This window comes from Cryobacterium soli, assembly GCF_003611035.1.
Classification (GTDB): domain Bacteria; phylum Actinomycetota; class Actinomycetes; order Actinomycetales; family Microbacteriaceae; genus Cryobacterium; species Cryobacterium soli.
The window spans coordinates 929,983-951,322 of the sequence record NZ_CP030033.1 but is presented as its reverse complement, the minus strand read 5'-3'; the positions used below and the strand labels follow the sequence as shown (position 1 = coordinate 951,322).

23 protein-coding genes are annotated in these 21,340 nt (G+C 63.6%); 8 read left to right on the top strand and 15 right to left on the bottom strand.

The window, feature by feature from the left end:
* Positions 1-165: 165 nt before the first annotated feature.
* From DOE79_RS04385 to DOE79_RS04365, 5 genes are all read left to right on the top strand, one after another.
* On the top strand, positions 166-1,380 hold the full coding sequence (locus DOE79_RS04385) for an ROK family transcriptional regulator (protein WP_120337454.1): 1,215 nt from the start codon (positions 166-168) through the stop codon (positions 1,378-1,380).
* A 479-nt stretch (positions 1,381-1,859) separates the two neighbouring features.
* Positions 1,860-2,114 (top strand): helix-turn-helix transcriptional regulator, encoded by a 255-nt coding sequence (locus DOE79_RS04380; protein ID WP_245977112.1) that lies wholly within the window; start codon positions 1,860-1,862, stop codon positions 2,112-2,114.
* Between the two features lie 6 nt (positions 2,115-2,120).
* Positions 2,121-2,663 carry a tyrosine-type recombinase/integrase gene (locus tag DOE79_RS04375; protein ID WP_120337453.1) on the top strand — a complete coding sequence of 181 codons (543 nt, stop codon included), beginning with the start codon at positions 2,121-2,123 and terminating at the stop codon, positions 2,661-2,663.
* A 108-nt stretch (positions 2,664-2,771) separates the two neighbouring features.
* Positions 2,772-3,008, top strand: a complete 237-nt coding sequence (locus DOE79_RS04370; protein ID WP_120337452.1) for a hypothetical protein — start codon at positions 2,772-2,774, stop codon at positions 3,006-3,008.
* Positions 3,009-3,086: 78 nt separating this feature from the next.
* Entirely contained in the window at positions 3,087-4,250 is a 1,164-nt protein-coding gene (locus tag DOE79_RS04365) for a low temperature requirement protein A (protein ID WP_120337451.1), read from the top strand.
* A 450-nt stretch (positions 4,251-4,700) separates the two neighbouring features.
* Here the strand turns inward: DOE79_RS04365 and DOE79_RS04360 are convergent, their stop codons facing one another.
* From DOE79_RS04360 to DOE79_RS04335, 6 genes are all read right to left on the bottom strand, one after another.
* Positions 4,701-5,549, bottom strand: a complete 849-nt coding sequence (locus tag DOE79_RS04360; protein ID WP_120337450.1) for an aldo/keto reductase — start codon at positions 5,547-5,549, stop codon at positions 4,701-4,703.
* Positions 5,550-5,575: 26 nt separating this feature from the next.
* Entirely contained in the window at positions 5,576-5,875 is a 300-nt protein-coding gene (locus DOE79_RS04355) for a putative quinol monooxygenase (protein WP_066594469.1), read from the bottom strand.
* 297 nt (positions 5,876-6,172) lie between these two features.
* Positions 6,173-6,517 (bottom strand): nucleoside triphosphate pyrophosphohydrolase family protein, encoded by a 345-nt coding sequence (locus DOE79_RS04350; protein ID WP_245977111.1) that lies wholly within the window; start codon positions 6,515-6,517, stop codon positions 6,173-6,175.
* Positions 6,518-6,725: 208 nt separating this feature from the next.
* Positions 6,726-7,778 (bottom strand): low temperature requirement protein A, encoded by a 1,053-nt coding sequence (locus tag DOE79_RS04345; RefSeq protein ID WP_120337448.1) that lies wholly within the window; start codon positions 7,776-7,778, stop codon positions 6,726-6,728.
* On the bottom strand, positions 7,778-8,086 hold the full coding sequence (locus DOE79_RS04340; RefSeq protein ID WP_120337447.1) for a hypothetical protein: 309 nt from the start codon (positions 8,084-8,086) through the stop codon (positions 7,778-7,780). The genes DOE79_RS04345 and DOE79_RS04340 overlap by 1 nt, the downstream gene beginning before the upstream one ends.
* 82 nt (positions 8,087-8,168) lie before the next feature.
* Positions 8,169-9,308, bottom strand: a complete 1,140-nt coding sequence (locus tag DOE79_RS04335; RefSeq protein WP_120337446.1) for a DNA alkylation repair protein — start codon at positions 9,306-9,308, stop codon at positions 8,169-8,171.
* 127 nt (positions 9,309-9,435) lie between these two features.
* Here DOE79_RS04335 and DOE79_RS04330 point away from each other — a divergent pair, with 127 nt between their 5' ends.
* Complete coding sequence (locus DOE79_RS04330) at positions 9,436-10,296, top strand: helix-turn-helix transcriptional regulator (RefSeq protein ID WP_120337445.1); 861 nt, start codon at positions 9,436-9,438, stop codon at positions 10,294-10,296.
* Positions 10,297-10,311: 15 nt separating this feature from the next.
* On the opposite strand, the gene DOE79_RS04325 is transcribed toward DOE79_RS04330, so the two are convergent.
* The 3 genes from DOE79_RS04325 to DOE79_RS04315 all read right to left on the bottom strand — a co-directional run bounded on the left by DOE79_RS04325 (position 10,312) and on the right by DOE79_RS04315 (position 12,515).
* The gene (locus tag DOE79_RS04325) at positions 10,312-10,707 is read right to left on the bottom strand and encodes a nuclear transport factor 2 family protein (RefSeq protein ID WP_120337444.1); all 396 of its coding nucleotides are present in this window, start codon (positions 10,705-10,707) and stop codon (positions 10,312-10,314) included.
* A gap of 139 nt (positions 10,708-10,846) precedes the next feature.
* Complete coding sequence (locus tag DOE79_RS04320; RefSeq protein WP_120337443.1) at positions 10,847-11,857, bottom strand: saccharopine dehydrogenase family protein; 1,011 nt, start codon at positions 11,855-11,857, stop codon at positions 10,847-10,849.
* 85 nt (positions 11,858-11,942) lie between these two features.
* Positions 11,943-12,515: a TetR/AcrR family transcriptional regulator gene (locus DOE79_RS04315; RefSeq protein WP_245977110.1), complete on the bottom strand. Its 573-nt coding sequence runs from the start codon at positions 12,513-12,515 to the stop codon at positions 11,943-11,945.
* Between the two features lie 193 nt (positions 12,516-12,708).
* Here DOE79_RS04315 and DOE79_RS04310 point away from each other — a divergent pair, with 193 nt between their 5' ends.
* Positions 12,709-13,761, top strand: coding sequence for an aldo/keto reductase (locus DOE79_RS04310; RefSeq protein ID WP_120340151.1), 1,053 nt, complete (start codon positions 12,709-12,711; stop codon positions 13,759-13,761).
* Positions 13,762-13,894: 133 nt separating this feature from the next.
* Entirely contained in the window at positions 13,895-15,133 is a 1,239-nt protein-coding gene (locus DOE79_RS04305; RefSeq protein ID WP_120337441.1) for a substrate-binding domain-containing protein, read from the top strand.
* Positions 15,134-15,198: 65 nt separating this feature from the next.
* On the opposite strand, the gene DOE79_RS04300 is transcribed toward DOE79_RS04305, so the two are convergent.
* The 6 genes from DOE79_RS04300 to DOE79_RS04275 form a co-directional block, all read right to left on the bottom strand.
* The gene (locus tag DOE79_RS04300; RefSeq protein ID WP_120337440.1) at positions 15,199-16,233 is read right to left on the bottom strand and encodes a phosphotriesterase family protein; all 1,035 of its coding nucleotides are present in this window, start codon (positions 16,231-16,233) and stop codon (positions 15,199-15,201) included.
* Positions 16,234-17,334, bottom strand: coding sequence for an SIS domain-containing protein (locus DOE79_RS04295; RefSeq protein ID WP_120337439.1), 1,101 nt, complete (start codon positions 17,332-17,334; stop codon positions 16,234-16,236).
* Entirely contained in the window at positions 17,331-18,044 is a 714-nt protein-coding gene (locus DOE79_RS04290; RefSeq protein WP_220094280.1) for an ATP-binding cassette domain-containing protein, read from the bottom strand. The genes DOE79_RS04295 and DOE79_RS04290 overlap by 4 nt, the downstream gene beginning before the upstream one ends.
* Before the next feature lie 95 nt (positions 18,045-18,139).
* Positions 18,140-19,363: an alanine racemase gene (locus tag DOE79_RS04285; protein WP_120337437.1), complete on the bottom strand. Its 1,224-nt coding sequence runs from the start codon at positions 19,361-19,363 to the stop codon at positions 18,140-18,142.
* A 13-nt stretch (positions 19,364-19,376) separates the two neighbouring features.
* Positions 19,377-20,354, bottom strand: a complete 978-nt coding sequence (locus tag DOE79_RS04280) for an ABC transporter permease (RefSeq protein WP_120337436.1) — start codon at positions 20,352-20,354, stop codon at positions 19,377-19,379.
* Positions 20,351-21,274, bottom strand: a complete 924-nt coding sequence (locus DOE79_RS04275) for an ROK family protein (protein WP_162942595.1) — start codon at positions 21,272-21,274, stop codon at positions 20,351-20,353. Before DOE79_RS04275 ends, DOE79_RS04280 begins: the two co-directional genes overlap by 4 nt.
* Between the last annotated feature and the right edge of the window lie 66 nt (positions 21,275-21,340).

Here is a 21,340-nt window from a genome sequence, read left to right as displayed (position 1 = left end):
CCTGTGGCATTGATCTCACGACGATTCTGTGAGTAGATCGATAATGACAGTAAACACTAGTCTTTCGTCGAAAATCAACATTACGTTACCTATCTGTTATCACCTACTGTCGATAACAAGCGGATCAGTGGGAGATCGTCGGATCTCCCACCAGTAAAATTGGGTATGGCCGAGATTCAAATCAAATTCAATGGCTTCAGTGCCGCAGCCCTTTTTCAGCTCTTACGAGATGGGCAGCCACGAACAAAGGCCGAATTGGTGACAATGACGGGCTTGGCTCGATCGACCATCCAGCTCCGCATCGACACTTTGCTCGAGCTGGGCCTCATTGCGCCTGTCAATGATGCTGTCTCTACCGGTGGTCGGCCCTCGGTCCAAGTGGCCCTCAACCCCAAAGCCCGTGTGGTTGCGGCCGTGGCCTTCGGGGCAACGCAGGCGAGCCTGGCTCTGACAGATCTTGCAGGCGAGATCCTTGGCCGAACATCGTCAAAAATCATCATTGCGGATGGTCCTGAAACATGCCTCGGCTGGATGGTTAGGACAATTCGCTCAGAACTGGCAGCTCTCCGCCTCAAAGAAGCAGATCTGATCGCCATCGGGATCGGTCTCCCCGGCCCCGTCGAGCACTCTACCGGCCGCCCTTCGAACCCACCGATCATGCCAGGGTGGGATGACTTTGATGTACCTGGCTTCGTTAATCACCATCTCAAAGCCACCGTCCTTGTCGATAACGACGTGAACATCATGGCGCTCGGCGAGCAGAAGTTCGCCTGGCCCGACATAGAGAACCTCATCTTCCTGAAGGCGTCCACGGGGATCGGCTCCGGAATTATCAGTAGCGGCGTCCTTCAACGGGGCGCCGAAGGTATCGCAGGAGATATCGGTCACGTGCAAATCGCCCGCGGCCAGAATGTGCCCTGTCGGTGCGGCAATAGCGGTTGTTTGGAGGCTATGGCCGCTGGACCAGCATTGGCTCAGCGACTAGCGCTCGCAGGGGTCGAGTACAACGGCAAATCCATCGCTGTCCTCAGCGACGTGGTGGCCGCCACGAAGGCTGGCGAATTGGCCGCTATTCAAGCAGTTCGACAGGCCGGCCGCGACATCGGTGAAGTCCTCACTACCTGCGTCAGCGTACTGAATCCCTCTGTCATCTCGATCGGGGGTTCCCTCGCATTCGCCGGGGAACATCTTCTTACCGGCGTTCGCGAAGTTGTCTACTCGCGCTCGATGCCGCTGGCCACGGAACATCTCACCGTGGCACAATCTCGGGCCGGTGCCGACGCCGGCATTATCGGCGCCAGTGTCATGGCAATCGATTACGCCCTCTCGTCCGCGAGCATTGATGCGATGGCTGCCGCGCTGGAGTCTGCAAACAAATAGTGGGCATTTCGGCAGGCAGTTCTCTCCAGGGGTGGTCACTGCCGCTCTGAAGAGAGCAGCGGACGGTGAAGCATCTCTCGCGGTCGCCGCCCATCAGCCGCTGAACTAACCTCGCTGGCTGGGCCCGCCAACCGCCCCGTCGGGAATACGACCGAGCTCCTTCACCTCAAGACACCCCGTCGCGCCACGACGGCTTAGATAGGTTTCGTTAACTGGAGGAAAATCCAGAAATCGTGGCGGAAAACGCCTACAGCGATCTTGTGCGATCCGCGCCCTGCTGTGTTTCGTAAACAGCCCACCAAATGTCCCGGAAACTCAAGGGTTTCCGGGACTTTTTTGGTTAAGAGATTTGATTGTGTCATCACTACGTCATCACTTTCAGCCCATTTCGACCGCTGTACCGGCTCTGCCGTGCGAGGGGCTGAGGTCGGTTTCGGTTCCTGCCGATCGTCCGGGATCGCCCGGCACACCTTCTGGGTATGAGCATCCACAACGAGAACCCAACCTCTTTTCCCACCGACGACTGGGGTCTGGAGCCCCTGATGGACGTCCACGAGCTGGCCGCCTACCTCGGCATCCCAATCTCCACCGTCTACGACTGGCGGGTGCACGGCAAAGGCCCCGCCGCGTACCGGTTCGGCAAGCACCTCAAGTTCGCCATCTCCGATGTGCGGGCCTGGATCGCCCAGCAGCGCGAACCCACCAGCGAGCCTAGGCGCCCCGATCGGCGGTGAGCCGAGATGCCCCGGCAACGGTTGACCATCGGCACCTTCGGCGACATCACCACCCGAAAGCTACCGTCCGGCCGGTACGCAGCACGCACCCGCTACCGCGACTGGGACGGCCACGCGCGTCTGGTGCAGGCCAGCGGCGCCACCGCCAAGGCCGCCGAACGGGCACTGAAAGCCAAGATCGCCGACCGGGACCTGTTCCAACCCGGCGACACGAGCTTGTCGCCGGACAGCCTGTTCCGCGACCTGGTGACCTACTGGTTGGAGGACATCGACCTAGAGGACCGGATCTCCCGCACCACCCGCAACCTCTACGAGCGCACCATGCGCACCCTCGTCTCACCCGCCTTCGACCATCTCGCGCTGCGAGAGATCGGGGTGGCCCGCTGCGACAAGTTCATCAAGCAGCTGGCGAGCATCGAACTCGCCGCAGAACTGCTCGCCCACACCGACACGAGAGTCACGATCATGCACTACATCCAGCGCAGCGAACTGGTGAACCCGGCCACCGCCGCGCTTCTCGACCGGGCATTCGCTAAGGATAAACACTAGGCACGATGCTGCCACCGTGGCAGCGGCGTAAAGCTGGGGTTTCGACAGAGTGCATTCAACTGGTCCCCGGAAGTTGGACTGGCTAGCTAAACCCCGCGCTACGAGGGATTGGGCCCGGTCTTCGACCAGCTCAAGCCCTCGCGTCAGCGGATCGCCGCGCTGGCCTCGGACTTGGTGACGCACCGGGAGAACCGCAGCGCCGGGATGGGCACGTTCATCGAGGCCAATGTGGTCTGCTCCGACACGCCATCCGACGTGCGGCCGGGGGTCAAGGAGCGGCTCAAGGATACGAACGACGAGCTGGAACTGGTGATTGTCGAGGACTCCCGGCGAGTTTCCCCTTGACTTCTCTGCTGACCGTCGTCAGTCTTTCCGACAACAGGAGGGGGCATCCGTCTGCTCCTAGCCCATTGGAGGCTACTGATGTTCGGTGCCACGTCGCTGATGCGTTCCGCAACCTCCGAAGACCGGGTCACGCGCCTTGAGCTATTCTTCGATCTGGTCTTTGTCTTCGCGCTATCGCAGCTGTCCCACCATTTGCTGGAGTATCCCTCATGGGTGGGGGCCGGTGAAACATTTGTGCTTCTTCTTGCGGTCTATAAGGTGTGGGTGTACACGACCTGGTCGGCTACATTGCTGGACACTTCGCGGCTTGAGGTGCAGTGGATGCTGCTGATCGTCATGCTTGTCACACTGTTCATGAACGCCTCAATCGGCTCAGCGTTTGGTGACTTCGGCTGGCTCTTTGCTGCGAGCTATCTCCTGGCCCAGCTGGGCCGGGGTGCGTGGATGCTCACTGTCGGACTTGACCGGACCACCCACGACCATTTCGTGCGCACACTGATCTGGGGGTGTTTGAGCGCCCCGTTTTGGATTGCCGGCGTCTTCTTCGCTCCGGGGCCGCGTTTGATCTTCTGGAGTGTCGCTGCCGCGATCGATCTGAGCGGCCATATGCTGGCCCACCGGTTGCCGGGCCGTAAAACCGAAGGAAGCCGGGTCCCGCTCACGGGAGAGAGGATCTTTGAGCGGTTCGGGTTGTTCTACCTGATCGCGCTCGGCGAGACGATCCTTTCAACCGGTCTGGCGATTGCAGGCAATCTGGAGGACCCCTTGATATTTCTGACCGGGACCGTAGGTTTGGCCGGAAGCGTCGCGATCTGGTGGTGCTACTTCCATGGCCTCGAACAGGAAATTCTGGAAAAGCTTGATTCTGTCGATGATCAGTTCCGGCCCGGCATTTTGGCGGGCAACACCTTGGTCATTTTACTGGCAGGCCTGATCCTGGTGGCGGTTGGTGATCAGCTCGTGATCAGCGATCCGGCCGTCCGCCCCGATCTGGCCACCGTTCTGTTTCTTTTTGGTGGGCCGGCTCTCTTCCTTGCCGGCCGGGGCTTTTTTATTCGACAGGTACTGGGCCAACGCCAACCATCTGATCTCGCCGGCATCGGAGCCTTGGTGCTGCTGGCAAATTTGAGCTTTCTCCTCCCGGCCTTCGTTGCCGCTATTGGGGCCGTTCTTCCCCTCATAGGCGTAGCAGTCTCCGACACCGTGAACCGCCGCCGCCGAACGCGACAGGGAGCCCCCTGACGGCCTATTGGATGCCAGGGAAGGTACCCTGGGCCTGCTTTGGGAGCCTAAGGAGGCTTCTGCCAGGCCCTCCCCTGACACGCGGGACGCGCGGCGACGCGCCAGACCGTCCTCTTTAGCTTCAGCCCGCGGCTGGTACAGGTGCCAAACCTACACGTGCCAAACCGACCCGGGGACCGAGACCGCGCCGGCTGACCGACAGCTGTCCGTGGAGGCAATGGCCTGCCGCACATAAACCGGCCGTCTCAACTAACAGCGATGTCACGGTTTTCGTTAGAGCTCCCTGATGATGGGCCCCATGAGTTAGGGGCCCAAGGGGAGTAGTCGTTAGACGATCGGCGTACGGCACACTCTCGCGGACCAACGCAGGCTGTCGCTAGTCGCTGTTGACGAGGATGCTCTTCTGTGCAGAGTCGTCTCTCCTTGCCCTGCGCCCGCGTTTGAGAGAGGTCAGAGCATTTCCAGCGGCTCCTTGCTAGACGGCGGTGGGAAGATCTGGTCGAGCTGTTTCAGCTCGTTGGTACTGAAGCTGATCTCTATCGCAGCGCGATTCTCCGCCACCCGTGCCGGAGTGGAGGCTTTCACGATGGCAAAGACTTCGGGAAGCCTAAGCACCCAGGCCAGCGCCAACTGAGCTGGGGTTACTTCCTTTGCGCCGGCCATTTCGCGGACCGTGGGGTGTTCGAGCAATCGGCCGTGGTCGACCGGGGAGTAGGCCATCAACGGAATCCCAGCCTGGCGGCATCTCGGAAGAAGGTCGTACTCAGGTCCGCGGCGGGCGAGGTTGTAGAGCACCTGATCGGTCTGCGCCCGCGCTCCGCCCGGCACCGAGGCCAGTTGGTCGAGGTCATCGGTGTCGAAATTGCTGACGCCCCAGCTGCGTATCAGCCCCGCCTGCACTAGTTCTTCGAACCCCGCCACCGTTTCGGCCAGCGGCACTCGTCCGCGCCAGTGCAGCAGGTACATGTCGAGGTAGTCGGTGCCCAACCGCCGCAGACTGGCCTGGCAGGCTTCCACCGTCCCTCGTCGTGTGGCGTGGCTGGGCACGACCTTGCTGACGAGGTAGATACTGTCTCGCTGTCCCGCGATAGCCTCGCTGACGAGCTCCTCCGCGGCGCCGTCGCCGTACATCTCGGCAGTGTCGATCAGCGTCAAGCCGTTCTCGATGCCTGTGCGCAGGGCGGCTAACTCCGTCGGGCGCCGGTCGGGTCGCTCGCCCATGTACCAGGTGCCCAGACCCAGGGCCGGGACGGTGCCTGCGTCGGGCAGAGACACGGCACGGATGGTTGGTGTACTCATGCGCCGGTGCCTCCGGGGTAGGGCGGCTAGCCCGGGACCTTCTCAGCGAGAATGTCGATCTTCTCGATCTGCGGTTCGGAGAACAGGACTCCAGTGTTCGGCCCGAGTGCTTGGCCGACACCCCCGGCGAGGTGGGCATCGCGCGCTTCGTCATCGGGGAAGACGTCGTACACGCCGAAGGTCGACGGGCCGAACTGGATGGCGAACCAGGCGACGGTGCCCGGCTCATCCATCACGATCGCACGTGCATTCTTGAGGAAGTCGGACAGTTCTAACTCCTTGCCCGGCAGGGCCTCGAGACGCACCAAGAGGGCTTTGGTCAACATGGACGGACTCCTTCACTGCGATCAGTGCGGCCGCGGAAGGACCAGCCACCACCTGAACGTACTCCCGTGAGTGAGCCGTGAACAGGGAGGTGCTGAGCGCCGGTATCTTCTGGCGACTGCTCCCGATCGGAACTCATCGTGATCCCCGTGCCTCGTGGCACAAGCCACTCCCCAGTCGTGTTGTCGCCGGACTCTGGCGTCCCAGCCTGACACGCAATCACTCGAACGTTATTAGCTGCCGCTCGGTACATGGCCCGACATGCCAGCCGCCGAACAGAGCTACGGAGGCGGCTCGGCTTAGTTGGCCGAAGAATCAACCGCCCCGCCGAGACCGTCCGCGATGTCATCCATGGTGGTTGCATACGCGTCCGCGATGTCGATGCCGAGCCGATCTGCGATCGTCATCACCCACCACATCGATTCGGCGAGCTTGTGTTCGAGCTGAGCGGTCACATCGCCGTCGATATCCCAGGTGCCATCATTCGCCAGGATGAGCCGGCCCACCGTGCCAACGTCGTTAGTAAACCCGAGCATCAACTCGTGCAGTGACCAGACCTTGCCATTAATCCGCCGTTCGAGAATCTCGTAGAGATCTCGGATTTCACGGGCCCGGTTCGCGGCGGTTTCTACACCGACGTGCACGGAGGATCGTTCAGGAGACATGAGTGAGTGCTTTCTTTCGAGGGCGGACAGGCAGCGCTCGTTGAGGTGGTTGTGGGAATCTGCGTCGAGCGATCGCTCTAGCTTTGCAGCGCGGGGCGAAACATGATCTCGTTGATGTCGACACCCGAGGGATGCCTGCTGGCTCCGGTGATGAGAACCACTCCGCTGGTGTTTGGTGAGGTCGTGCTCATGAGCGCTCCTTGAGTTGGGTCGAAAGGTTCTGCTGTGGTGATCGAGTGACGCAGGAGTAGGCGGCGGCCGAGGCGAGGAACACGGCGAGCCCTGTGCCCAAAGCCACCCATGTGAACGAGTTGAGGGGGTGCCCGACGCCGATGTGCTCGATGGCGCCGCCCATTCCCAGCGAGGCGAGGAGGATGCCGGTAACAATCCCGAAGTGCAGGTACGTTCCGATGGTCGCGGTCCTGATCCGGCGATGCCCCGTCAGGGCGTCGATGTGGTGTTCAGCGGTTTCGGAGAGGCGTCCGAAGTAGATCCACCACATGCCCAGGGCGATGCTGGCGGCCATCAACGATGCCAGGACGGCGCCCACGGACAGAGGCGCGTGAGAGGCTGCCAAGCCGATAGAGATTATCGATTCGCCGAGGGCGAGAATCACGACGAGGCCATGGCGCTCCGCGTAGTGCGCAGCGGACGGCAACTGCCAGTGTCCGCCCTGCGAGGTCACGAACACCGTCACCCCCTCGATGGCGACCGCGGCGAGCCAGAGAGCCAGCTGCGCGGTTCCGCCGAGAAGAGCTCCTCCGATCAGCGCCGCGGCGACGGGAACGATCGTGATGATCATGGTGCGAAGTACCTGGCCACGCAGAGCGGGATCGTGCCGGGCGGCCACCAAATTTGCGGCGGTGTAAACGAGGGAAAGCACGACGAAGCTGATTGAAAACAGCAGCGTCCCAAAAACGGTTCCGCCCTCGTCCGGGTACACCTCCGGAATCGCGATAGAGAGTACGAGAACGATAGCGATAGCAACGAGAATGCCGACTCTTACCGCTCCCCGGTCTGTGGCCTGCTGGTTCGCGAGCCAGGCGTGGGATGCCCACGACCACCACAGAACGCCAAGCACCGCAAGCCCACCCAGTATGCTCCGCACGTTTTCGCCCTCGGCCATGAGGTGCGTTACCTGGGTGAATGCGAACACGTAGACGAGGTCGAAGAAGAGCTCAAGCGGTGTTGCCCTGGTCGAATCGGCGTGACTGACAACGGTGGGTGGTGCTGTGGACATCAGTTCTCCTCGACGCCGTGCACCACTGTCGTGAGCTTCCAGTCGACGGTGGAGTGATCGATGGTGGCGTGCACGGGGGAGTGGGCCATCTCACCGCTGATGCCGGCAGCGCCTGCCCGGGCGTGCTCCATGCTGTCGTAGGCGACGATGTCGATGATGGTGCCGGCGCCGGTCTCGAGGATGCGGCGCCACTCAAATCCGGGCTGGCGCTTCAAGTACTCGTCGATGTCGGCATTCGCGGTGACGAAGTCAGCGGTGGTCAGGCCGGCAGCAGGACGGAGGGTGGTCACTTCGAGTGTCTGGGTCATCAGGTGCAGCTTTCTTGTCGGAGGGAAGGGTTTTCCCCGCTTCTCGAGTCTTCCTGCGGGCGCGGAATCGAAGAAGGACGAGTCAACCTAGGTGCGGGGCACCCTGTCGGAGGGGGATCTCCGGCATCAGTTCGAAGTCGGCTCTCCCTCTGACGACTCCATTGATCTGCACTTCGATGGCGTGGGGTCCGGGGTAGTAGCGCCGCGTCGTGATGGCGCGGAACGAGTGTTCCCGGGTGCGTTCGAGTCGCTCTCCCGGGGCGAGTGTGGCGGTGGTCAGCCTAAACGTCTTGCTGGTCTGGGTGCCGTTGGCCTTGCTGTGGTGAACGATGTAGTCGATGGCCAGCCTGGCGGGCGTGCTACCGGTGTTGGTGACGGCGATGCGGAAGCGCGCAACCCCGCCGAAGGACACGGAAGCAGAGTCGAGCGCAGGCCCGTCCACGGTGAGGTCGTCGGCCGGGGTGAAACCGAGCAGCGCGAGCGCCTGCGCGTTCCCGTGTTTGACGAGCGTGCGGAGCCCGTGGGTGATGAGTCGCACGCTGTTCTCGTCAGGCTCGTCCAGCCAGGCGCGGGCGGTCTCGATCACAACCTCCGGATCCTGGCGGCTCAGATCGTTGAGGTGGTTTGCGACGGAGCGCCTGACGTATTCGCTTGGGTCTCGGTACAACGCCGTGATGATGGGGAGCGTCGCCCGCGGACGGGCGAGCAGGCCCTTCACTCGCGTTGACCACGGCAGGAACGCACGGGTGCCCTCCGACGCGAGACGTCGAATGTCAACATCCGGCGAGGCCGTCCAGGTCTGGATAACGGCGAGAGCTCGGTCGAGGTCGTGGTCCAGAAGGCTGCGGATGGCGAATTCCGAGGTCAAACGCGAGGTGAGCTCGGCCAGCAGCGCTAGCGCGTCGTCGAAGGCCCCGTCGGTCTTCTCCTCGATGGCCTTCCGGGCGACGGCTCCGGTGACCGGCCAGATCAGCCAGCCGTTGAAGAGCATCGGTCCGTTCTGGGCGCTGCGGATGACCGTGGTGAACGAGTGGTAGCTGCCGGGCAGATCGTTCAGGAGCGCGTCGCGCAGCAGGTCGCTGCGCTCTCGCAGCGAAAGCGCGGTCAGGTTCATCGCGGCGGACTGGAGCCGGGTCAGGGCGCGCTCCGGTGCTGCGGCGTGGATGGCTCGAATCAGGGTGCTTGCGGTGTGTGGTCCGATGAGTTCTTCGGCGAAGGGCATGGGCGGCTCTTTCTCTGAAGAATGTTTATCCAGCGTCCGACTGCCGACGCACTTCCTGGAAGGACGCGGTGCTCCCTAGGTGCAGCGCACCTAGGGTGCACCGCGCCGCCGCGACTAGGTTGGATGGATGCAACTATCCACTGGCAACGCCCTGGGCGATTTTCTGCGAGCGAGTCGGGCCGGCCTGGACCCCGATGATGCGGGCCTCGTGGGTGGCCGCGGCACACGCCGGGTTGCCGGGCTCCGCCGTGAGGAGGTTGCTGTGCTGGCCGGAGTGAGCGCCGACTACTACGCGCGGCTCGAGCAGGGCCGCGAGCGCAGTCCGTCGGCACAGGTGCTTGATGCGATTGGACGCGCGCTGCACCTGGATTCTGACTCCCGCGGACACCTCTACCGCCTGGCCGGGATGAACCCGAACCTCCGTGCAGGCAGTTCGCGTGACCTCGTCGCCCCCGCCTTGCTCTCCCTGCTGGACTCGTTCCCTTCGGCGGCGGCCTACGTGCTCGGGCCGACATTCGATGTCCTGGCAACCAACCCGATCGCCGCTGCTCTGCTGTCGCCGTTTGCGACGACCGGGGATGAGGCGCCGTTGAATATGCTGCGGGTACTGTTCCTGCACCGGCAGGCAAAGTCCGTTTTCCTGGAGTGGGACCTGTTGACGCGAGCGACGGTGCATGCTCTTCGCCTGAACGCCGGCTTCGATCCTGGCAATCCAGCGATCCTGGCGGCTGTCGATGAGTTCAGCAGGATCGAGGCCTTCCGTGTTCTGTGGGAGGACCAGAAGGTGGGCGGCATGGCCCGGGCGTACAAAATCTTCATGCACCCCGCGGTGGGACGCATCGAGCTCACCTATCAGACGTTCGACGTCAAGGATGCCCCGGGGCAGGCACTGCTCGTGGGCACCGCCGCCCCCGGCAGCGCCAGCGCGGATGCTCTTGCCCTGCTCGGAAGCCTCCGCGCGACCCAATCTCAGGAGAGTTCCGTCTGAGCCGCCCGCTCGCCGTCAAGTGCGTTCGGTGTTGCGCATCTCGAAGCGGCTGCACAGGCCGGACTCGTCGAATGTGACGATCCAGACGTTGTCGAAGTCACCGAGCTCGGTGTACTGACCGACCCCGGTGATGACAACGGTCATCCCCTCGACGGCCGTGATGGACCAGTCGAAAGTCCACCCGCCCTGCTGCCAATCCCACCGACTGCGCCACCCCGCGATGATCTGGTCACGTCCCACCCAGTGGGTTTCGAATGGCGACTCGTGGTATTCGGCGTGGTCCGTGAACAGCGCGGCGATGTCCGAGGGAACGTTGCTTTCCCAGGCTCGAAGGTAGCCCTCTACCCAGTGGGTAATGGCCTCGGTGGTGACGGATGCTGAAGCGGACGGGGTAGAGGCGTGGAAAGTCATAAGAACAACCATCCGTGATGCCCGCCGGGACAAACAGGGCGCGGTACTCCTAGGCGCTCAGGACTGGTCGCACGATGTGGGGCGCACCGGACGTGCGCGGGACGAACTGGGCGCGCACGTCCGGAGAGGTCTCCGCCGGTTAGAGATCGATGAAGGCGCTGTCGCCGATGCTCGTCAACAGTTCCGGGCCGTATGCCGATGCCGGCGTTTGGAATCCCACGGCGAAGTCGCCGGCGAGGATGCGGGCGGCGATTTCCACCGCCGCGATCTGAGTAAAGCCATAACCGGTGGGGGTGTCGACGACGCCCTCTGCGATTGACCCGTCACGGCCGACCACCTTGGCGTACACGCGCGCCCGACCGATGCCACGATCGGCCTCATCCGGGCCGGCGGGAAGTGTCTTGCCGTCAGTAGCGGACGGAGCGGGAATCCCGCCTGCCACGAAAACCTCGATGTTCGGGATGCCCGTCGACTTCCATCCGGTGACGAGGTCCCCCATGGGCGCTGGCGATACCTCCTCGGGCCCGAACCCGAAATCGATCGTCGGAGTGGGCGTGTCCTTGCGTTGAGTGATGACGCCGTCCACCCGGACGGAGCCGGCATATTCTGCAAACCCGGCGGCGCTGGTGAGCGAGCCTTGGGAAAACAGCAGCGGTATCCGCTCACCCGGCGTTCCGACGAAGATCTTCAGGGCGAGCACGAGCGACACGGGATCTGTGACACGGGCTGCGGTGCAGGCAGCGAGGGTGTCACTGGGAACAACGTCCCATCCCGTTCCGCTCATCACCATCGTGCCGGCCGTCTTCGCGGCGGTGTCGGCAGCTTCCGACTGCAGGAACGAGCCGAGCTCCGCTGTCGTGTCGAGGTAGTGCACGCCCAGTGCCAATGCGGCATCGAGCAGGGGCGCTGAGGTGACCGCGAACGGGCCCGCCACGTTCAAGACCACGGAAACCCCGTCAAGCCCTGCGCGGGTGGCTTCGGCGTCGGCGAGGTCGAAGGCACGGCCTTCGGTGCCGAGTTCAGCCGCGAGGTGCGCCACCTTGGCGGCACTGCGGCCTGCCACCACGGGGCTGAGTCCGCGCCGCACGGCTTCGCGCGAAATGAGCTGCCCGGTGTAGCCAGTTGCTCCGTAGATCAGGAATTTTGACATCTTCACTCTTTCTGTAGTAATCACTACAGAAAACTGCGAGGCGGTGTTTTTATTCCCGGCTGACGAGAGATGGTGGCAGAGGAATTCAGCGGGAGAGGAGCGCGCGGAGCGCGATCTCCGCGACGACCCGCAGTTCGGCCCGGCCCACGCCGTCTGCTGCTCGCACGGCGATGCCGTTGCTGACGCTGGCGAGATACTCGGCGATATTGGCCGGCGTGGCCCCCTTGAGGTCGAATCCTTCGACGTCGCGGCCTTCTTCAATCCTGGAGGAGAGGCGCTGCAGGCCCGCAGTGCGCGCGGTGGCGACGAAGTCGCGCACTTCATTCCCCGTGGGCGTCAGGCCGGTGCGCGAGCCGCCGACCTGAACCGACATGCAGCCGTGCGGCCGATCGTCTCGCGTCATGGAGTCGACCGCGTCGAGGAGGTAGGAGTGGAAGACGTCCTCCAGTCGCGGCTGGTCGAGGGCGCGGGCGGCGTAGGCCATATCGACGGCAAGATAGCGTGTGAACGCGCGCTCGAACAGCTGGCGTTTGCTGCCGAAGGCCGCGTACAGGCTCGTGGCGGTGATCTCCATCGCTGCCGTGAGCTCCGCCAGACTTGCCCCGTCGTAACCTTCGCGCCAGAAAACGCCGATGGCGCGGTCGAGTGCGACATCCACGTCAAATCCTCGTGGGCGCCCCCGCGTCACACCTGCCGCAGTTGTTTCCGTCACCCTTGAGAGCCTAGGCGCAGAATGCGGAGCGCGGTGGATATGACCGTCGACTCCGTGCATCCGTTCGTACGGGAATAAAAGTCGGCCGGCTCGTGCTTTCCGTAGTGATTACTACAGAAAGAGAGCAATGATGACCAGCATGCGCTATACCAGCTTCGGCCGCCGCACCGGCCTGCGAGTTTCCGAGTACGCCCTCGGCACCGGCAACTTCGGAACGGCGTGGAAGAGCGGTGTCGACACGACAGACGCCCGTGCGCTCTTCGACCGCTTCGTTGACGCGGGAGGGACCTACCTCGATACAGCGGCGATGTACCAGGGCGGGCAGGCCGAGTCGATGCTTGGCGACATGCTGACCACTACGCGGGACGAATTCGTCATCTCGTCCAAGTACGGGCTCGGCAACCCGGAAAAGAGCGACCGCACCAACAACGGCGCTTCCCGCAAGGCGATGGTGGCTTCCGTGGACGCGAGTCTTCGGCGACTCGGGACGGACTACATCGACGTGTTCTGGGTGCACTTCCCCGACGCGTTCACCCCGATCGACGAGATCCTGCGCGGCCTGGACGATCTCGTCCGAGCCGGCAAAATCCACCACGGCGCTCTGTCGAACTTCCCCGCCTGGCGAGTCGCGCTTGCCGCCAAGGAAGCCGACCTCCGCGGCTGGTCCCCGATCGTGGGCATCCAGACGGAGTACAGCCTCGCTGAGCGAAGCGCAGAAAACGAGATCCTGCCCATGGCGGAAGCCTTGGGTCTTGCGGTGAACCTTTGGTCACCGCTGGCGGGCGGGCTACTGACGGGCAAGTACCGGAAGGGCGGCGAAGGCCGCAAGACGGACGCCAGCCGCTTCGTGTCACCCGAGTCCGCGCAGAGAACCGCGACCATCGATGCTGTGCTCGACATCGGCGCAGAGACGGGCGTGAGCGCCGCCCAAGTCTCCATGGCCTGGCTCCGCGAGCGGGGCAATCGGTCGTCCACCGCCGTCGTCCCCATCATCGGCCCCCGAACCATGGCCCAGCTCGAGGACTACCTCGGAGCGCTCGACGTCACGCTGACCGCAGACCAGTACGCCCGACTCGATGAGGTCAGCCTCCCAGACCTCGGCGTCTCGCCGGAGATCCAATCGATGACGCGCAACGCCATGCTCGACGGCGACCCGACGAAGTTCATCCTGCCCACCACGCCGGTGGCGTAACCCAGCAGTACCCGATGCTCGGGGCGGCACCAATCACGCCGCCCCGGGACCCGCAACAACCAGCCGAGGAACGCCATCTGGGCCCAAAAAGCGGTTCAAATGGTCATCATTCAGTCATCAGAATCAATTTCAGATGACCCGAATCGACCGAGTACGATTGGAAGCAGTGAACCGCCCGGTTCCCTGTAAACACAAGGGAATCCGCGAGTTTTCGGAGATTTTCGGCAGAACCCGAGTTAAGGCTAGAACCTTCAGCCGGTCGCTGGGTCAAATCTTGTCAGCTCATCGCGATAGCCCCGATAGAAGGCTGTTTTTTTCGGCGCGCGCCGGCGGCTCGACCTTGCAAGCGTCGGGGATACTCACCCGACGACCGCGACGAGGCTCGCTGGCAAGACAGAAACCAACCAGGTCCCGCGTCCTGGCTGCCATCCAGCAAACGGCGTATCGCAGCCCCGTCGACCGCGAGTCGCCGAGCCCGGCGCCGGTGATCGTAGCGCTGCTTGCCGGAATCGACACCATGTATTCGGCGACCGTCCTTCATGGCATCGTCAATGGGGCTGCAGCTCACGGTGTAGATGTTGTCGTGCGTTTCGACCTGAGGGACCTTGCAGAAGGCGCGGGCACCAGCACTCCGCAGAATTCCGGTCTACCGGCGGGCTGCATCGGCTTCGTCGCGGTGACATTCGGCATGCGTGGGTTGAGACTGTTCAACTCCCGCACCAGCCTTCCCATCGTCGTCATTGATCCCTCAGAACCACAGGAAGACAGCTGGATGACCATTGGGTCGACGAACTGGATGGGTGCGCGAGCGGCAACTGATCACCTTCTTAAACTCGGACATAGCAGGATCGGATGGATCGGGGGCCCCGGTGAATCGGGTCCGTCGATTGAACGACTGCACGGCTACCGCGCGGCCCTGCAGTCAGCAGGGATCCCCCTGGACGCCACGGTGGAGACTGAAGGTCAGTTCACCTTGGAGTACGGCCGACGCACGGCGATGGAGCTTTTGATGCTCGCCGACCCGCCCACTGCCTTCGTCGCGGCAAACGATGAGATCGCTATTGGCGCGATCCAGGGCGCAAAATCTCTCGGCTTGGACGTCCCGTTCGACGTATCCGTTGTGGGGTTTGACGACACACCTCAGGCCGAGTGGGCCACACCGAAACTGACTTCGGTGCGCCAGCCATTGGCTGACATGGGGCTCATGGCCGTCAGGCTGATCCTGGACTCGAGTTCGGGAGCGACACCTGAGTCGCGACACATCCAACTCGCCACCCGATTGATGGTGCGTGACTCCACCAGTGCCCGGACCCCGCTCGCGAAAAGGGCCGGTGATTCGCAGACAGGTGACCAGGCCCCGAAACACGACTGAAGAAGGGTGCAGTGAGGTGCGGCGCCTGCCGAAATCGGAGAATTCATGCACGTAGCGAACGGGACTCAGGGACGAGCCAGCAGGCGCGCAGGGTTTGAGACGAGCATCCGGTCGCATTGCTCCTCGGTGACTCCGCGCTCACGAAGCATGGGCAGGAAATTCCCGACCAGGTAGTTGTACCCCTGCTGGCCATGGGTGGTTGGATTCATCCATACCTCCGCTCCCGTGAGATCGCTGGCAAGGAAGATCGTCTCGCTGCGGCCATCGGCCACCAAGGCGGCGACCAGATCCGCCCGCTTCGAGTCCGCCCGGTGGAAGCTGTTCTTCACGAACTCGCCGTCCGCCGGGTCCTGCTCTGGCGGCCCCACGAAGAACTCCCAGGTCTGTTTGCCGATGGTGTCGATAGCCACGTTGGCCCCCCTGTCGCTCACCGAGCGGACGTAGTCGAGGCTCAGCTGTGTGTCCATGTGCCCGATCACCACCGTGCTGAGGTCGACTCCCTCCGAGAGCAATATGTCGATCTGCTCGTGCGCCATTGTGCCGTGTGTGGTGTGGGTCATGATCCCGAGGCCGGTTTCGCGTGCGGCTCGCGCGCTCGCCCTGAGACATTTCTCTTCGTGGGGGGTGATTTCTCCGAGGCTCGTCGCCTGCTCCCCGAGAACGCCGGCCAGCACTCCGGTTTCGCCGATACCGATGGTGGCGTCGGCGATGAAGCGGGCCGCGAGCTCCGGCAGGCTGGCGTCCAATGCCCAGCGCGGCGAGTACGCCTCGAGATAGACGGCCGTCCCGGACACGATATTCAAGCCGGTTCTCTCGGCGATTTCCTTGAGCAACGCGGCATTCGAACCGTCGTCGTTGCGACCGACCACACCGTAGGGACTGATGTCGACGACCGTGCCGACACCGACAGTGGCGAGTGATGACAGCGCGTTCACCGCTAGCTCGATGCGATCATCTGACGCGCCGCCGCTGAGCCATGGCCCAGGTACGAGCGACAGAAGGTGCTCGTGGACCATCACTCGTTTGAGAGATTCGGCGGGTACGGGGCCGAGTACGGTTTGAACGAACCCGGCCGCACTCTTTTTCGACACGTCAGTCATCTAGCGTGTCCTCGTGACCTTGTTAAGCCCCGCAGGCTGATCCGGGTTCAGTCCTCGTTCGAGAGCGAGTGCAAGAGCGAGGAGCTGCATGGGCAGGATCTCGATCAGCGGGACGAGTTCGGACGGAACGTTCAGCGCATCCAGTTCGGGAAGCGGAATCCGCGAGGGGGCCGTCGACAGGGCGCCGAGCTGATGTTGACCGATCACGATGAGGTACGCCCCCAGATCGGCGGCCGCCCCGCTGAACGTGGCGACTGATTCGAGTCCGCCTGGGCTGGCGGCGAGCACGATCACGGGTGTTCCGGCAATGACCTGACCGAGGGGGCCATGGGTGGCGTCCGCCACACTCCAACCCGATGCCGCGATGGCGTTGGTCTCCATGAGCTTCAGGGCACCCTCCTTGGCGGAGGACATCGAGTACCCGCGCCCCACGACCAGGATGCGCTGTTGGTCTCGCAGCGTTTTCGCCAGTCCGGAGGTGGCGGTTGTCGACGCCAGGATTGTGCTCTCGCCCGCAGCCGCCACGGCGTCCACGTCGCTGTCGAGCTCGGCCCACTCCGTGCCTGCGGCGCGGGAGATCACCAGGTACAGCGCGAGGAGCTCGGCGGTGTATGTCTTGGTCGCAGCAACGGAGAGCTCGGGACCCGCCGTGAGGGGGACGTGCACCTGGCTCAGGCTCGCGAGGGTGCTCGCGTCGTTGTTGGTGAACGCGATGACCTTGACACCTGCGTCCTGCGCTGATCTCACTGTCTCCAGCAGGTCGGGCGACTCACCGGACTGGGATACGGCGAGCATCACCGATCGGGGATAGCTCAACGTCACTCCGAACGTGCTCGCAGTTGCCGGTGTGGCCAGCATCGCCGGGATCCGCAGCAGGTTGTGAGTGAGGTATTGGCCGTACTGGGCCGCGTGATCGCTCGAACCGCGCGCCGCAAACACGATCAGCTCTGGCGCCGCGTCGCGGATGAGGTCGGCCGCCGCATCGAGCGTCTCACGCTGGAGGGTGATCAGGTCGCGCCAACGGGCCGGTTGCTCCGCGATTTCGGAGCGCAAGTGTGATCCGGGCATCGTCGGGGGTACGGACGTGGTGGGGCTGGTCATGAGGCGAGTCCTGTGATCATTTTGACAAGTTCGTTGTGGGTGGTATCGGCGAGGGCGCGTGTGCCCACCTGGGTCCCGCGACGCAGCACGGAGACCCGGTCAGCGATCCGGAATACCTGGTCCATGTTGTGGCTGACGATCAGGATCGCTGCTCCGCGGGCCTTGAGCTTGAGAATGAGTTCCTCAACCTTTGCGGTCTCGGCCACACCGAGAGCGGCCGTCGGCTCGTCGAGCAAAACGAGGCTCGACGCCCAATGGGTCGCGCGGCAGATCGCGACGCCCTGGCGCTGTCCCCCGGAGAGATCGCTGAGAGTGGCTTTGGCCGACGGGATTCGAACGTCGAGGGCGTCCACGAGTTGTTGCGTCTCGGTCGCCATACGCTTGCGGTCGAGGATTTTGAGCGGCCCGGTCGTGAGCTCCCTGCCCAGGAACATGTTCATGTACACGGGCTGGTCCACAACGAGGGCAAGGTCCTGGTAGACCACCTCGACGCCCTTGGCGCGTGCGTCCGAGGCGTCGCGGATATTCGCCTCATGCCCATCGAGCCAGATCTCGCCTTCGGTGGGCTGATAGAGGCCTGAGATTATCTTGATGAGAGTCGACTTGCCCGCACCGTTGTCCCCGACGAGAGCGACGATCTCGCCGGCTTTCACTTCCAGGTCGAAATTCTTGATGGCAACGACGCCACCGAAGCTCTTGTGGATGCCCACAAGGCGCAGTGGTGTCTCTGCGGGGGTCCCGGAGTCCGTCCGGTCGGGGAGCACTGTTTCGCTCGGCATAGTCTTTTCCAATCTGGGGGAGTCGATCAGGAGTTCGGGAAGGTGAGTGGAGCGGAGCCGTCTGCGGCCCAGATCCCCTCCACTTTGTGGGTGTCCGTGCCGATGCCGGAGATGGCTGCGGTCGATGCTCGTGTCACGAACACCTGTGGGCGAAAACCGAAAATTACCGTGTCGCCGACGTTGACGTCGGTCCGGCCGTTCAGCGGGATGGTCGCGTAGTAGTCGATCGCCTCTGGTGCCGGCATTTCAACCGCGAGTGGCTCGAGATCTGCGATGCGTGCGGGTGCATGACCAGAGCCTCCGGTGGCCACGACGATGGCTGAGGTCTCCACACCACCCAGCACGGGATCCACGTAGAGGCCGCCGCCGAAGACGTAGGCGCGGTCGTTCCAGAGGTGAGACACCTCGCTCACGTAGGCGATCGCCGGTTCCTCCACGAGATCGGTGAACGCGTGGGCTGGAGTGGTTCCCGTGAGGCCGTGACCAGGCTCCACTTGGGTGGCACCGGCTTCAGCGAGGGCCTCCAGCACCGAGACCGACGTGGTGCCGGGGGCGTTCACCTGAATATCCGTGCGCCCGGCGGCTGTCAACAACTCGACGGCCGCAGCCAGCGTCGACCGGTTCGGCGTTGCCCTGACCGCTCCGTGCTCCGCGTCGAAGAGGGTGGCGGGAAACGTCGTGATGCCCGCGAACCGAACACCAGGGATGCCGTCGATCGTGTCCGCGGCCGCCACGATGCCGTCGAGTGGGAATCCCCCTTCGTGTCCGGTGTAGAAACGGTCGCCGTCCTGCACCACCCGCAGCAGCACGTCCTGCACACGACCCTGGCGCAGTGCGGCTGCGCCAGCCTCTCGGGCTTTTGTCTCGTTGAACACGGTCCAGTACAACGGCTCGAGCGCTGCCGCCGTGTCGGCTTCGTGCCGCGGGATCTGGACCAGGTGACCGAGGTGGCCTACTTTCAGACCACCGGATGCTGCAGCGATAGCGCACTGCAGGTCGACTCCGACGGCGTGGGTGATGCCGGATTCCACCAGCACCCTCGACACGTCGGGGTTGCGGCCGATCTGTTTGGTCATGGCGAATGCCTGCAGCCCGAGCCGTTTGGTCGCGACGGCGTACTCGGTGGCGTTGCGGCCGACCGCGTCGAGGTCGATCGGGTAGGTGTTCGCGGGCAGGGAACCGGCACGATGAAGTGTCGCGATGGCTTCGAGGAATTCGGGGTTGCGTCGGCGAAGGAGATTCAGGAACATCGGTTCTGCCCTTCTAGCTGTTCTTCTTGCCGCGGAGGGAGAACGACACCGCGATCAGGATTATGGCGCCGCGCACGATCATCTGCTGTGAGACGTTCAGCCCGGACAGGATGAGGCCATTGTTGATCATGCTCATCAGGAGGCTACCGATGAGTGCTCCGATGACGGTTCCCTTGCCGCCGAAGAGGCTGGTGCCACCGACGATGGCGGCTGCGATCACCGTCATGAGGTCCGTTTCACCCAACGTGTACCTGGCACCTTGCAGGCGACCTGCGTAGAGCAGCCCGGCGAGGGCGGCTGTCATTGCGCTGCCCACGAAGACCATCAGGCGCACCCGGTTGACTTTGATGCCGCTGACCCGTGACGCCGATGCACTGTTTCCCACGGCAAGCACGTGGGCGCCGTAGCGGCGCTGACGCAGCAGGTGCCATCCGACGAGGACCGCTGCGATCGTCCACCAGATCATGATCGGCAGTCCGAGGAAGTTACCTCCGCCGAAGAGCCACGCGAAGGTCGTGTCGGTGACAGGCACGGACTGCAGGTCGGTGAGCTGGCGGGCGAGGCCCGCGACGAGTCCCATCGTGGCAAGTGTCACGAGGAAGGAGGGGAGTCGGACCCACGTGATGAAGATGCCGTTCACGAGTCCGACGAGCGCGCCGACCGCGAGGCCGGCCACGGCGGCGATCCACCACTGATCAGTGGCCTGCAGCGCGACGGCGGCGGTGAGCGCCGAAAGGGCGACGGTCGAACCGATCGACAAGTCGATCTCGCCGGTGCTCAGCACGAAGACCATTCCGATGGCCATGATCGTGATCGGTGCGGCCTGGATCACGATGTTCATGAGGTTGGTGGCGTTGAGGAAGTACTGGGTCTGCGTCACGGCGAAGAAGACGAAGACCACCACGAAACCGATGTAGACGACGTAGTTGCTCCATTTCACCGTTCTCACCCGCTCGGCGACACTCGGGGCGGTTTGGGTTGCAGTGCTCATCGGGAAATCCCTTTCTGCGCCGCGGCAGCGGCTTCGATGGCGATGGTCAGGGCACCGATCACGGGTGCCAAATGACCGAGTTCGCTGACACGGATGGTGAGGTCTGGCTGGCCTAAATAGTTCAGCCAGGAGGTGATGCGGGGGAGCAGGTCGGCTCTGGTGCCGATGCCGCCGCCGAGAACGACGAATTCCGGGGCGAGCACGGCGTTGACGGCCACGATGCCGGCGGCCAACCAACGAGCTTCCTCGTCGACGGCCTTGACCGCTTGCTGGTCGCCGCTGGCCGCGAGAGCGAAGATCTCCTCAGGAGACAACGCCGATCCCGAACTGGACAGAAAACGTCCAGAGACGGCGTCACCGGCGGTCACCTCCTCGAGCGGTCCCCGAACGTGGTTCGCGGGGTCGAGTGGATCGCCACCGAACGGCAGGAAGCCGATCTCGCCCGCCGCACCTTTGGCCCCGCGGAGCAGCGAACCATTGGCGACGATCCCCATTCCAATTCCCGTGCCAACCGAGATGAAGACGAAATCGGAGTGCCCCCGACCAAGGCCGGCGACAAGCTCGCCGACGGCCGAGACGTTGACGTCGTTCTCGATCACCACCAGGTGGCCCAGGACTGCGCTGAGCTGTTCGGTGAATGGGATGTCACCGAGGGCAGAGAGGTTGGGCGCGAGGTCGAAGGTCGTCCCCGTCTTGTCAGGAACGCCTGCCCCGCCGACCGCGGTGGCCACGACGCGGTCGAGGGGGATCCCGATGGTGTCGCACAGGTCGAGCGCAAGCGAACGGATCTGTTCGATCACGTCGGACCCGTCGTTGCTGGTGTCCGTGCGTTTTTCGGCCAGGAGTTCCCCGAAGAGGGTGGCGATGCCCGCCCGGATCTTCGTTCCGCCGAGATCGATCCCGATCACGTGGTCGGGCACGTCGAAACTGTTCCCGTGGGGATCGCGCCCACGCTGTTCAGTCCGTGATTCCATGGATGTCATACC

Coding starts and splice junctions, on each gene's coding strand:
- DOE79_RS04345 (WP_120337448.1), bottom strand. CDS start 7,778: ATGTCCACAGCACCACCCACCGTTGTCAGTCACGCCGATTCGACCAGG.
- DOE79_RS04380 (WP_245977112.1), top strand. CDS start 1,860: ATGAGCATCCACAACGAGAACCCAACCTCTTTTCCCACCGACGACTGG.
- DOE79_RS04365 (WP_120337451.1), top strand. CDS start 3,087: ATGTTCGGTGCCACGTCGCTGATGCGTTCCGCAACCTCCGAAGACCGG.
- DOE79_RS04310 (WP_120340151.1), top strand. CDS start 12,709: ATGCGCTATACCAGCTTCGGCCGCCGCACCGGCCTGCGAGTTTCCGAG.
- DOE79_RS04300 (WP_120337440.1), bottom strand. CDS start 16,233: ATGACTGACGTGTCGAAAAAGAGTGCGGCCGGGTTCGTTCAAACCGTA.
- DOE79_RS04340 (WP_120337447.1), bottom strand. CDS start 8,086: ATGACCCAGACACTCGAAGTGACCACCCTCCGTCCTGCTGCCGGCCTG.
- DOE79_RS04385 (WP_120337454.1), top strand. CDS start 166: ATGGCCGAGATTCAAATCAAATTCAATGGCTTCAGTGCCGCAGCCCTT.
- DOE79_RS04305 (WP_120337441.1), top strand. CDS start 13,895: ATGACCCGAATCGACCGAGTACGATTGGAAGCAGTGAACCGCCCGGTT.
- DOE79_RS04355 (WP_066594469.1), bottom strand. CDS start 5,875: ATGTTGACCAAAGCCCTCTTGGTGCGTCTCGAGGCCCTGCCGGGCAAG.
- DOE79_RS04330 (WP_120337445.1), top strand. CDS start 9,436: ATGCAACTATCCACTGGCAACGCCCTGGGCGATTTTCTGCGAGCGAGT.
- DOE79_RS04325 (WP_120337444.1), bottom strand. CDS start 10,707: ATGACTTTCCACGCCTCTACCCCGTCCGCTTCAGCATCCGTCACCACC.
- DOE79_RS04320 (WP_120337443.1), bottom strand. CDS start 11,857: ATGTCAAAATTCCTGATCTACGGAGCAACTGGCTACACCGGGCAGCTC.
- DOE79_RS04285 (WP_120337437.1), bottom strand. CDS start 19,363: ATGTTCCTGAATCTCCTTCGCCGACGCAACCCCGAATTCCTCGAAGCC.
- DOE79_RS04280 (WP_120337436.1), bottom strand. CDS start 20,354: ATGAGCACTGCAACCCAAACCGCCCCGAGTGTCGCCGAGCGGGTGAGA.
- DOE79_RS04375 (WP_120337453.1), top strand. CDS start 2,121: ATGCCCCGGCAACGGTTGACCATCGGCACCTTCGGCGACATCACCACC.
- DOE79_RS04335 (WP_120337446.1), bottom strand. CDS start 9,308: ATGCCCTTCGCCGAAGAACTCATCGGACCACACACCGCAAGCACCCTG.
- DOE79_RS04360 (WP_120337450.1), bottom strand. CDS start 5,549: ATGAGTACACCAACCATCCGTGCCGTGTCTCTGCCCGACGCAGGCACC.
- DOE79_RS04295 (WP_120337439.1), bottom strand. CDS start 17,334: ATGACCAGCCCCACCACGTCCGTACCCCCGACGATGCCCGGATCACAC.